Source organism: Acidovorax sp. KPB24-07, assembly GCF_057543315.1.
In genome coordinates, this window is record NZ_BAAJYS010000018.1 from 21,097 (window position 1) to 32,490 (window position 11,394).

General features: G+C 64.9%; 11 protein-coding genes and 1 tRNA gene. 2 read left to right on the forward strand and 10 right to left on the reverse strand.

Annotation, left to right across the window (positions count from 1 at the left end; all coding sequences use genetic code 11):
* Window positions 1-3 precede the first annotated feature (3 nt).
* From AC27IQ_RS04485 to AC27IQ_RS04495, 3 genes are all read right to left on the reverse strand, one after another.
* A complete protein-coding gene (locus AC27IQ_RS04485; RefSeq protein ID WP_487088507.1) occupies window positions 4-1,734 on the reverse strand; it encodes an ABC transporter permease in 1,731 nt (576 codons plus the stop codon).
* Window positions 1,735-1,886: 152 nt separating this feature from the next.
* Entirely contained in the window at window positions 1,887-4,643 is a 2,757-nt protein-coding gene (gene secA / locus AC27IQ_RS04490; RefSeq protein ID WP_487088509.1) for a preprotein translocase subunit SecA, read from the reverse strand.
* 135 nt (window positions 4,644-4,778) lie between these two features.
* Window positions 4,779-5,786, reverse strand: coding sequence for a M23 family metallopeptidase (locus AC27IQ_RS04495; RefSeq protein ID WP_487088517.1), 1,008 nt, complete (start codon window positions 5,784-5,786; stop codon window positions 4,779-4,781).
* A gap of 4 nt (window positions 5,787-5,790) precedes the next feature.
* Here AC27IQ_RS04495 and AC27IQ_RS04500 point away from each other — a divergent pair, with 4 nt between their 5' ends.
* Complete coding sequence (locus AC27IQ_RS04500; protein ID WP_272565530.1) at window positions 5,791-6,090, forward strand: hypothetical protein; 300 nt, start codon at window positions 5,791-5,793, stop codon at window positions 6,088-6,090.
* 49 nt (window positions 6,091-6,139) lie between these two features.
* Here the strand turns inward: AC27IQ_RS04500 and AC27IQ_RS04505 are convergent.
* From AC27IQ_RS04505 to petA, 6 genes are all read right to left on the reverse strand, one after another.
* Window positions 6,140-6,215: transfer RNA gene (locus tag AC27IQ_RS04505), tRNA-Thr, on the reverse strand.
* A gap of 49 nt (window positions 6,216-6,264) precedes the next feature.
* The gene (locus tag AC27IQ_RS04510; RefSeq protein WP_487088519.1) at window positions 6,265-6,798 is read right to left on the reverse strand and encodes a ClpXP protease specificity-enhancing factor; all 534 of its coding nucleotides are present in this window, start codon (window positions 6,796-6,798) and stop codon (window positions 6,265-6,267) included.
* A gap of 33 nt (window positions 6,799-6,831) precedes the next feature.
* Window positions 6,832-7,443, reverse strand: a complete 612-nt coding sequence (locus tag AC27IQ_RS04515; RefSeq protein WP_272565532.1) for a glutathione S-transferase N-terminal domain-containing protein — start codon at window positions 7,441-7,443, stop codon at window positions 6,832-6,834.
* Window positions 7,444-7,542: 99 nt separating this feature from the next.
* Complete coding sequence (locus AC27IQ_RS04520; RefSeq protein WP_272565533.1) at window positions 7,543-8,298, reverse strand: cytochrome c1; 756 nt, start codon at window positions 8,296-8,298, stop codon at window positions 7,543-7,545.
* 20 nt (window positions 8,299-8,318) lie between these two features.
* Window positions 8,319-9,734, reverse strand: a complete 1,416-nt coding sequence (locus AC27IQ_RS04525) for a cytochrome b (protein ID WP_284405471.1) — start codon at window positions 9,732-9,734, stop codon at window positions 8,319-8,321.
* A gap of 11 nt (window positions 9,735-9,745) precedes the next feature.
* Entirely contained in the window at window positions 9,746-10,345 is a 600-nt protein-coding gene (gene petA / locus AC27IQ_RS04530) for a ubiquinol-cytochrome c reductase iron-sulfur subunit (protein WP_272565535.1), read from the reverse strand.
* Window positions 10,346-10,481: 136 nt separating this feature from the next.
* Here petA and mscL point away from each other — a divergent pair, with 136 nt between their 5' ends.
* The gene (gene mscL / locus AC27IQ_RS04535; RefSeq protein WP_272548939.1) at window positions 10,482-10,910 is read left to right on the forward strand and encodes a large conductance mechanosensitive channel protein MscL; all 429 of its coding nucleotides are present in this window, start codon (window positions 10,482-10,484) and stop codon (window positions 10,908-10,910) included.
* 55 nt (window positions 10,911-10,965) lie between these two features.
* Here mscL and AC27IQ_RS04540 read toward each other — a convergent pair.
* Window positions 10,966-11,394, reverse strand: a 429-nt coding sequence (locus tag AC27IQ_RS04540; protein WP_487088513.1) for a PdxA family dehydrogenase, incomplete at its 5' end; no start/stop codon positions are given.

Below are 11,394 nucleotides of genomic sequence, written 5' to 3' on the forward strand. Positions count from 1 at the left end.
GCGTCAGGAGTGCATGCGGTTTTCGGCCATCGCGTAGAGGCGCCGCCACACGAAATGGTTCATGCCCATGACGAAGACGCACATCACGCCGATGCCCAGCGCGATGCGGGGAAAGTCGCCGATCGCCGTCATGTGGGCGATGTAGCTGCCCAGGCCATCGGCCTGCAGCGTGGTGTCGCCCCAGGTCACGTATTCAGCCACGATGCTCGCATTCCACGAGCCGCCGCTGGCCGTGATCGCACCGGTGACGAAGCTGGGAAACACCGCCGGCAGCAGGTAGCGCTTCCAGCGCAGCCAGCCCGACAGCCCCAGATTCTGTGCGGCATAACGCAACTCCGACGGCACGCTGGAAGCCCCGGCGATCACGTTGAAGAGCAGATACCACTGCGTGCCGAGCACCATCAACGGCGCCAGCCAGAGGTTCGGATCGAGGTGCCAGCGCACGATCAGCACCACGGCCAGCGGGAACATCAGGTTGGCCGGAAAGGCCGCCAGAAACTGCGCCACGGCCTGCAACCGGCCCGCCCAGCGCGGATTCATGCCGATCCAGACGCCCACCGGCACCCAGACCACCGCCGCCAGCAGGATCAGCACGACCACGCGCACCAGCGTGTACGTGCCGAGCACGAAGACATGGCCTACCTCGTGCCAGCCCACCTCGCTGTGGATGAAGCGCACGAGCCAGATCACCGCCAACATCACCGCCGCCGCCGCCAGCAAGGCATCGCCCGCGCGCGTCAGGGCGGGATGGGGCACGGAGGGGCGTGCACGGATCGAGGTGCCGTCATGACGACGGCGCAGCCGCGTGAGCGACCACTCCAGCGGCACCACGAACAGCGCCACCACCCGCTTGAGCTGCGACGTGCGGCGCATCCAGGACAGCAGCCAGGAGGTCGGCTGGGCTTCGCTGCCGCCCTCCTCGAACCGGAACTTGTCGGCCCAGGCGATGAGCAGGCGAAAGAACAGTTGGTCGTACAGCACGATGCCGACCAGCATGCCCACGATCGCCCAGCCGATCGCGCCCAGGTCGCGCGCCTCGATGGCCAGGGCGATGTACGAGCCCACGCCCGGCAGCTTGATGTCCTGGTGCGATACCGAAATCGCCTCCGACGCCACCACGAAGAACCAGCCGCCGGACATGGACATCATCATGTTCCAGAGCAACCCTGGCATGGCGAAGGGCAGCTCCAGGCGCCAGAAGCGCTGCCAGCCCGACAGCTGGAACACCGCAGCGGCTTCGCGCAGTTCGGCCGGCACCGTGCGCATGGACTGGTACAGGCTGAAGGCCATGTTCCAGGCCTGCGAGGTGAAGATGGCGAAGATCGCCGCGCACTCGACGCCGAAGAGGTTGCCCGGGAACAGCGCGATGAACCCCGTCACGGTGATCGACAGGAAGCCCAGGATCGGGATGGACTGCAGGATGTCCAAGAGCGGCACCATCACCCGCTCCGCCGTGCGGTACTTGGCCGCCAGCGCCGCGAAGACGCAGGCAAACACCAGCGATGCGCCCAGTGCGATGAACATGCGCAGCGTGGTGCGCAGCAGATAGTACGGCAGCATCCACGGATCGAGCGACAGCGGCAGCACGTCGCCCACCTGGTAGGGCCGTGCCATCTGCGAGCCGCCCCAGGCCAGCGCGAAGAGCACGGCCAGCACCAGGGGTAGCAGGGCCCAATCCCATCGGTTACCGGTGGCCTGCACCACCTGCCGCGGGAAAAACCGCTTGTCGATCATCCTTGCGCCCTTCTCCCTGTGACGCGAAACAGCCTAGCAGCGGCCCGTGACAAGCCGAAGACGAAGCCACCGCTGCTGCGGCCCGCCGCGCCCCATCCCTGCGCGCCTGCGGCACAGGCATCCCGCCCTGCGATCAGGGCGGTGCCGCATGGTCAGTCCAGACGGCCGTGGCAGCTCTTGTACTTCTTGCCGCTGCCGCAAGGGCATGGGTCGTTGCGGCCGACACGGGGCACTTCGCCCGCGAGCGCACCGGCCGCCATGGCGGCCTCGGAGCGGACCTCCACCTCACCGGTCTCGGTGGGGGCGGTGTAGGTCACGTTGGCGATCTTCTCGGCACGGCTCTCCAGGGCCTCGGCGGCCTCGTCCAGCTGCGCAGGCGACTGCACCTGCACCGTCATCAGGATCTTGGTCACTTCGTTCTTGACCTGGTCGATGAGCTGGCGGAACAGCTCGAACGCCTCGCGCTTGTATTCCTGCTTGGGCTGCTTTTGCGCGTAGCCGCGCAGGTGGATGCCCTGGCGCAGGTAGTCGAGGGCCGCCAGGTGGTCGCGCCAGTTGGAGTCGAAGCTCTGCAGCAGCACCGCGCGTTCGAACTGGTTGAAATTCTCCTGGCCCACCAACTCCAGCTTGGCCTGGAAGGCGGCCTTGCCTGCGGTGAGCACCTTTTCCAGGATCTCGTCGTCGGTGATGGCGTGCGCGCTGTCCACTTCCTGCTTCAGCGGCAACTGGATCTGCCAATCCTCGGCCAGCGACTTCTCGAGCGCCTGCAGGTCCCACTGCTCCTCGACCGATTCGGCCGGCACGTACTGGCGCACCAGATCGGTCAGGCAGTCTTCCTGCATGTTGGCGATCAGGCCGGACAGGTCGCTCGCGTCCAGGATCTCGTTGCGCTGCTGGTAGATCACCTTGCGCTGGTCGTTGGAAACGTCGTCGTATTCCAGCAGCTGCTTGCGGACATCGAAGTTGCGCGCCTCGACCTTGCGCTGCGCCGACTCGATGCTGCGCGTGACGATGCCCGCTTCGATGGCCTCGCCATCGGGCATCTTGAGGCGGTCCATGATCGCCTTCACGCGGTCGCCGGCGAAGATGCGCATCAGCGAATCGTCCAGGCTCAGGTAGAACCGCGAAGAGCCGGGGTCGCCCTGGCGGCCCGATCGGCCCCGCAGCTGGTTGTCGATGCGGCGCGACTCGTGGCGCTCGGTCGCAATGATGCGCAGGCCACCCAGTTCCTTGATCTTCTCGTGGTCGCGCATCCACTGCGCGCGCACCTCGGCCACGCGGCTTTCCTTGGTCGCCTCGTCGAGCGACTCGTCGCTCTCGATGGCGGCCAGCGCCTTCTCGATGTTGCCGCCCAGCACAATGTCGGTGCCGCGGCCCGCCATGTTGGTCGCGATCGTGATCATGCCCGCACGGCCGGCCTGGGCCACGATGTCGGCCTCGCGGGCATGCTGCTTGGCGTTCAGCACCTGGTGCGGCAGGTTTTCCTTTTGCAGCAGCTGGTCGATGATTTCGGAGTTCTCGATCGACGTGGTGCCCACCAGCACGGGCTGGCCGCGCTCATGGCACTCGCGGATGTCCTTGATCGCCGCCTCGTACTTTTCGCGCGTGGTCTTGTACACGCGGTCCAGCTGGTCGTTGCGCTTGCTCGGGCGGTTCGGAGGAATCACCACGGTTTCCAGGCCGTAGATTTCCTGGAATTCATAGGCCTCGGTGTCGGCCGTTCCGGTCATGCCCGCCAGCTTCTTGTACAGGCGGAAGTAGTTCTGGAACGTGATGGATGCCAGCGTCTGGTTCTCGGCCTGGATGCCCACGCCTTCCTTGGCCTCGACGGCCTGGTGCAGGCCTTCGCTCCAGCGGCGGCCCGACATGAGGCGGCCGGTGAACTCGTCCACGATGACGATCTCGCCTTCCTGCACCACGTAGTGCTGGTCGCGGTGGTAGAGGTGGTTGGCCCGCAGCGCCGCATACAGGTGGTGCATGAGCGTGATGTTGGCTGGGTCGTAGAGCGATGCGCCTTCGGCGATCAAGCCGCGGCTGGCAAGAACGCGCTCGGCGGTTTCATGGCCCTGCTCGGTCAGGAACACCTGGTGCGTCTTCTCGTCGAGCGTGAAATCGCCCGGCTTGGTGACGCCCTCGCCGGTGCGCGGATCGGCCTCGCCCTCTTGGCGCACCAGCAGCGGCACGACCTCGTTCATGGCGATGTACATCGCCGTGTGGTCTTCGGCCTGGCCGCTGATGATGAGCGGCGTGCGCGCCTCGTCGATCAGGATCGAGTCCACCTCATCGACGATGGCGAAGTTCAGCCCGCGCTGGACCCGGTCGCGCGACTCGTACACCATGTTGTCGCGCAGGTAGTCGAAGCCGTACTCGTTGTTGGTGCCGTAGGTGATGTCGGCCTGGTAGGCGGCCTGCTTTTCCTCGCGCGGGGCCTGCGGCAGGTTGATGCCGACGGTCAGGCCCAGGAAGTTGTACAGGCGCCCCATCCACTGGGCATCGCGGTTGGCGAGGTAGTCGTTGACCGTCACCACGTGCACACCGTCGCCGGACAGCGCATTCAGGTAGACCGGCAGCGTGGCGGTGAGCGTCTTGCCTTCGCCGGTGCGCATTTCCGAAATCTTGCCGTAATGCAGCGCCATGCCGCCCAGCAACTGGACGTCGAAGTGGCGCATTTTCATGATGCGCTTGGAGCCTTCGCGCACCACGGCGAAAGCCTCTGGCAGCAGGTCGTCCAGCGATTCGCCTTTGGAGACGCGTTCCTTGAACTCGGCGGTCTTGGCGCGCAGCGCCTCGTCACTCAGCTTTTCGTAGTCGGGCTCCATCGCATTGATGCGGGCCACCGTCTTGCGGTATTGCTTGAGGAGCCGGTCATTGCGGCTGCCGAATAATTTGGTGAGGAAATTGGTGGCCATGCGAGCAGGACCGCGCCGCGTGCCCGAAGGCGTACGGCGCGACCAGAATCCCTAAAGAAGAAGTGAGTTCAGGTGGGGCTGCGTTCTCGGGTTGCAAGTTGCGCAACCCGGGTCGGCAGGTCCGGACCGCAGATTTTACCTGCGCGGGGTGACGGGCTGGCCATCGGCCTTTTGGGCCGGTCCGGCACTGGCCACGCGGGTGGAGGGCGCCTGGGCTCCGGCCATCAGGAATTTTTGCGGATCCTGCGGAACGCCCTGCACCAGCACTTCGAAATGCAGGTGGGGGCCGGTGGAGCGGCCCGTCGTGCCGACCTCGGCGATCTTCTGCCCGCGGCGCACGAGGTCGCCGCGCTTGACCATCGTTTTGGAGGCATGTGCATAGCGGGTGACCAGCTGATTGCCGTGGTCCACCTCGATCATGTTGCCGTAGGCGGGGTGGTACTCCTGCGCGACCACCACGCCTCCAGCCGCCGCGAGGATGGGCGTGCCCGTGTCCGCCTGGAAGTCCAATCCCGTGTGCAGGGCGGAGTGGCCCGTGATGGGATCGATGCGCCAGCCGAACGCCGAGCCGGGAAGCTTGCCCAGCACCGGCGCCTGCGTCGGCACCATGTGCTTTCGGATGTGCTGGTCGAACAGCCGCGATTCCACCACGGTCATCAGGTCCACCCGGCGGTCCGTGAGCTGGGCCAGGTCGTCCAGCGTGCGCTCCAGCTCCTGCATGTCCATGGGATGGCCCGACACCAGCGCACCGCCCTGCCCGGGCGGCCGGGACAGTTCCGACGCCGGCATGCCCGCCAGCCCCAGCACCCGCTCGCCCAGCGATTCCAGCTGCATGACCCGAGCCTGCATCTCGCCGACCTTGCGCGCCATGGCGTCAAGGTTGGCGCGCATGAAGCGGTCGCGCTCTTCCATTTCGTCCTTGGCCACCAGCTTGACCAGCGACCCGACGATGGGCCAGCCTTCGCGCGCGCCCTTGAGAAAGACCCAGTGGTAGAGCATGGCCGCGACCAGCATGATGCTGAACGAGACCAGCAAGCCCGCCGCCATGAGCCGTGTCCCTGTCAGGTGTATGGCCCGGCTTCGCGCCAGCCGGGCGTCCGTGATAATCAAGTGCACTACATTTCTCCGCGCCGCGCGGCGCATTGCCATGAACCGCCGTCACCAAGCCGTCACCCTGCTTCAAGCCACGGAGGAATCCCCCACATTGGCCAAGCTGGCAGCACTGACGCGCGAATCCACGGAGCGGCTCAAGGCCATCGAGCCATTGATCCCACCCACTTTGCGACCCGCCATTCAGGCAGGGCCGATCGAAGGCCCGACATGGTGCCTGCTAGTGCGCAGCAACGCAGCGGCGGCCAAGGTGCGTCAGCTGCTGCCTGCCTTGCAGGCGCATTTGCGCACTCGGGGGTGGGAGGTTAACTCCATTCGCCTCAAAATCCAAACCTGAAGCCCGCAAGGGAAGGCATGGCAAAGGGGGAGACGAAAAGAGGGAAAGATGGTGCCGATTGTCGGAATCGAACTGACGACCTACCGCTTACAAGGCGGGTGCTCTACCAACTGAGCTAAATCGGCGAAGGCTGCATTCTAGCCGCGCGAAATGCGCCGCAGCCGCATGGCAACGCTATTTGACGCGCTTGAGCGAGGGCCGGCCACCGGAGCCCGGCGAAGTGGGCCGGGGCGGCGCACCACCGTCGTCCGGAGGCGAATCGGTGGACACCAGCTGCACCACACGGTCGTCCGCGCCCGTCGAAGACTCGGACTCCGCGGGTGCGGAGGTGGCCGTGCTGAGGACCGAGGAAGACAGCACGCCGCCTTCGCTCGGCTCCAGCACGTCCACCGGCGGCGGAAAGGCCATGCCCTGGCCATTCTCGCGCGCGTAGATGGCGATCACGCGGCCCACGGGGACCATGATGTCGCGCGGCTTGCCGCCGAAGCGCGCCTTGAACTCGATGAAATCGTTGCCCAGCTGCAGCGCGCTGGTCGCGTCGTAGCTGATGTTGAGCACGATCTCGCCATCCTTCACATACTCGCGCGGCACCTGCACCGAGTCGTCCACCCGCACGGCAACGTAGGGCGTGAGCCCGTTGTCGGTGCACCACTCATACAAGGCCCGGATGAGATAGGGGCGAGTGGAGGTGGAATCCTGGGCGTTCATCATGGTGGCGTGCGGGAAGGAAGGATTGCGCAATCACTTGCGCATGACTTTTTCGGAAGGCGTCAGCGCTTCGATGTACGCAGGACGCGAGAAGATGCGCTCAGCATACTTGAGCAGCGGCGCGGCGTTCTTGCTCAGGTCGATGCCGTAGTAGTCCAGGCGCCAGAGCAGCGGCGCGATGGCCACGTCCAGCATCGAGAAATTCTCGCCCAGCATGTACTTGTTCTTGAGAAACACGGGCGCCAGTTGCGTGAGACGGTCGCGGATGTGGGCGCGGGCTTTTTCCAGCGCTTTCTCGTTGCCCTTGGTGGCACGCGATTCGAGGATGTTCACGTGAACGAACAGTTCCTTCTCGAAGTTCAGCAGGAACAGGCGCACGCGGGCGCGGTCCACCGGGTCGCCGGGCATCAGTTGCGGATGCGGGAAGCGCTCGTCGATGTATTCGTTGATGATGTTCGACTCGTACAGGATCAGGTCGCGCTCGACCAGGATCGGCACCTGTCCGTAGGGGTTCATCACGCTGATGTCTTCGGGCTTGTTGTACAGGTCCACATCGCGGATCTCGAAGTCCATTCCCTTCTCGAACAGAACGAAACGGCAGCGATGGGAGAAGGGACAGGTCGTACCCGAATAAAGCACCATCATGGTGAGAGGCTCCTAAAAATCAAAAAGAGTGGGCGCAGGATGCGTCCACTCTGAAAACCTGGGCAGCGCCAGGTCTGGCGCCGCAGGCGGTTGGTGCGGTTACTTGATGTCTTTCCAGAAAGCTGCGTTGAGCCTCCAGGCAATCACCGTGAACACACCGAGGAAAATCAAAACCCAGACGCCGACGCGCAACCGGGTATTTTGCGCTGGCTCGCCCATCCATTGCAGGTAATTGACGAGATCACCCACGGCCTGGTCGTATTGGAGGGGGCTCATTGTGCCCGGACTCACCTGCGTCCAGCCTTTGAAGACTTCCGTCTTGTGGCCATGGCTCTCCTGCTGTTCGAACACGGGGCGTCGGTCGCCCTGCAATTGCCAGAGCACGTGAGGCATGCCGACACTCGGGAAGGCGAGATTATTCCATCCCGTGGCCTTGGTCTCGTCGCGGTAGAAAGTGCGCAGGAAGGTATAGAGGTAATCCGCCCCCGTTCCGCCATGGCCGGCGCGCGAGCGGGCGATCACCGTGAGGTCGGGCGGATTGGCGCCGAACCAGTCCTTGGCCTGGCGCGGATCGATGGTGGACTTCATGGTCTCGCCCACCTTTTCGGTGGTGAACAGCAGGTTGTCCTTGATCTGCTGGTCGGTGAGGCCGATGTCCTTCAGGCGGTTGAACCGCATGAACGCGGCCGAGTGGCAGCTCAGGCAGTAGTTGACGAACAGTTTGGCGCCGTTTTGCAGCGAGGCCGTGTCGTTGGTCTGGACAGGTGCCTTGTCCCAGGCGATGCCGCCTTCGGCAGCCTGCGCGCCCGTGGCGATGCCCAGGGCCGCGATCAGCGTGAGGATGATTTTTTTCATGGGATGGGTCTCCTGCCTGCTCAATGCGCCTTGAAGATCACGCGGTCCGGCACGGGCTTGGGCTCGCCGAGCCGGCTCCACCAGGGCATGAGCAGGAAGAAACCGAAATAGAACAGCGTGCCGACCTGCGAGACACGCTCACCCAGCGGCGACGGTGGCTGCACGCCCAGATAGGCCAGTGCGACGAAGTTGATCACGAAGATGCCGTACAGGTACTTGTGCCAGCCCGGACGGTAGCGGATCGACTTGACCGGGCTCATGTCCAGCCAGGGCAGGAAGAACAGGATGATGACGGCGCCGCCCATCACGACCACGCCCCAGAACTTGGCGTCGATCGACAGCATGAGGGCGATGGCCGCTGCCGCGATGGCCACGATCGCCACCTTGATGAAAACCGGCAGGCGGCCCTTGACCACGCCGAAGCCGGCGGCCAGCACCACGCACGCGATGAGGGCGTACATCATCTCGCTGGTGATGGCGCGCAGCATGGAATAGAACGGCGTGAAGTACCAGACGGGCGCGATGTGCGCGGGCGTCTTGAGCGGATCGGCCGGGATGAAGTTGTTGTACTCGAGGAAGTAGCCACCGAACTCGGGCGCGAAGAACACCACGGCCGAGAAGATGAACAGGAACACGCAGACCCCGAAGATGTCATGCACCGTGTAGTAGGGGTGGAACGGGATGCCATCCAGCGGGTGGCCCTTGTCGTCGCGGGGGGCGTTGGGGCCCTTGATCTCCACGCCGTCGGGGTTGTTGGAGCCCACGTCGTGCAGCGCCAGCAGATGCGCCACCACCAGGCCCAGCAGCACCAGCGGCACGGCGATCACGTGGAAGCTGAAGAAGCGGTTCAGCGTGGCATCGCCCACCACGTAGTCGCCGCGGATCAGCAGCGCGAGGTCGGGGCCGATGAAGGGGATGGCCGCGAACAGGTTCACGATCACCTGGGCGCCCCAGTACGACATCTGGCCCCAGGGCAGCAGGTAGCCCATGAACGCCTCGGCCATGAGCGCCAGGAAGATGGCGCAGCCGAAGATCCAGACCAGTTCGCGCGGCTTGCGGTACGAGCCGTAGAGCAGCCCGCGGAACATGTGCAGGTACACCACCACGAAGAACGCCGAGGCGCCCGTGGAGTGCATGTAGCGAATCAGCCAACCCCACGGCACGTCGCGCATGATGTACTCGACCGACTCGAAGGCCTTCGCAGCGTCGGGCTTGTAGTGCATCACCAGGAAGATGCCGGTGACGATCTGGATCACCAGCACCAGCAGGGCCAGCGAGCCGAAGATGTACCAGAAGTTGAAGTTCTTCGGCGCGTAGTACTCCGACATGTGGACGCGGTAGGCGTCGAACGCGGTCGGGAACCGGTTCTCGAACCAGTTGGTGACTTTGGCGCCGGTGGAGGCGTTGGGGGAGATGTCCTTGAATTCGTGGGCCATGTCGTGTTCCCTCATGCCTTCTTGTCTTCACCGATCAGGAGCTTGGTCTCCGACAGGTACATGTGGGGAGGCACTTCCAGGTTGTCCGGCGCCGGCTTGTTCTTGAAAACGCGGCCGGCCATGTCGAACGTGGAACCGTGGCAGGGGCACAGGAAGCCGCCCTTCCAGTCGTCGGGCAGCGAGGGCTGTGCACCGGGCACGAACTTGTCCGAAGGCGAGCAGCCCAGGTGGGTGCAGATGCCCACGGCCACGAGGATTTCAGGCTTGATGGAACGTGCCTCGTTGCGGGCGTATTCGGGGGTGAGTTCGCTCGGCTTGCGCTCCGACTTCGGGTCGGCCAACTGCGCATCCAGCGAGGGCAGCGCGGCGAGCTGGTCGGGCGTGCGCTTGATGATCCACACGGGCTTGCCACGCCATTCGACCGTGATTTTCTCGCCCGGCTTGAGATCGGAAATATCGACTTCGACCGCGGCGCCTGCCGCCTTGGCCTTCTCGGAAGGCTGGAACGTGCTCACGAACGGTACGGCGGTTGCTACGCCGCCCACGGCACCAGCGCAGCCAGAGGCGATGAGCCACGTCCGCTTGCTGGAGTCGATAGGAGTTTCACTCATGGGTGTCCTCGTTGTACTTCGCTGGGTGGGGCAATCGCGGAATTGTAGCGGAGTGAAAATGGGTATTCCTAGGCGTTAACACCCCTCAACCTGCGCAATACTGCGAGGGTTTTCAGCTATATCAAGGAGGGGCGAAATGAGCATCGCAAAGGAATTCAAAGAGTTCGCGATCAAAGGTAATGTGGTAGACCTTGCGGTCGGCGTGATCATCGGCGGCGCCTTCGGCAAGATCGTCGATTCGGTGGTCAGCGACCTGATCATGCCGGTGGTGGGGCTGGTCTTCGGCCGGCTGGATTTCTCCAACCTGTTCGTGGTGCTGGGCACCGTGCCGCCCGGCGTGCCGCAGACGCTGGACGCGCTCAAGAAGGCCGGCGTTCCGGTGCTGGCCTACGGCAACTTCATCACCGTGGCGGTCAACTTCCTGATCCTGGCTTTCATCATCTTCATGATGGTCAAGCAGATCAACCGCCTCAAGCGCCAGGCGCCAGCACCCGCACCGGCCCCGGTGGCGACGCCGGAAGACATCGTGCTGCTGCGCGAGATCCGCGACAGCCTCAAGCGCTGAAAGGCCGGGCGCGCGGCGCGCCCGGAGCACCCGGCGCAGGCGGCCTTCCGGCCGCTCAGGCGGCCGAGGCCAGCCGCCGCGCCATGCGCACGGCCTCGATCAGGCTGGAGGCATCCGCGATGCCCTGGCCGGCGATGTCGAATGCCGTGCCGTGGTCGGGGCTGGTGCGCACCAGCGGCAGGCCGAGCGTCACGTTCACGCCCTTGTCCACGCCCAGGTACTTGACCGGTATCAGTCCCTGGTCGTGGTACATCGCCAGCACGGCATCGAACTCGCCCGCGCGCTGCGGCGTGTGGCGTGCCCGCATGAAGATGGTGTCGGGGGCGTAGGGGCCGTGCGCGTCCACGCCCAGGCGGCGCGCGGCCTCGACGGCCGGGGCGATCACTTCCAACTCTTCAGGGCCGAACAGGCCGCCCTCGCCCGCGTGCGGATTGAGCCCCGCCACGCCGATGCGCGGCGCGCGGCCCAGGCTGCGCGAGAGCGC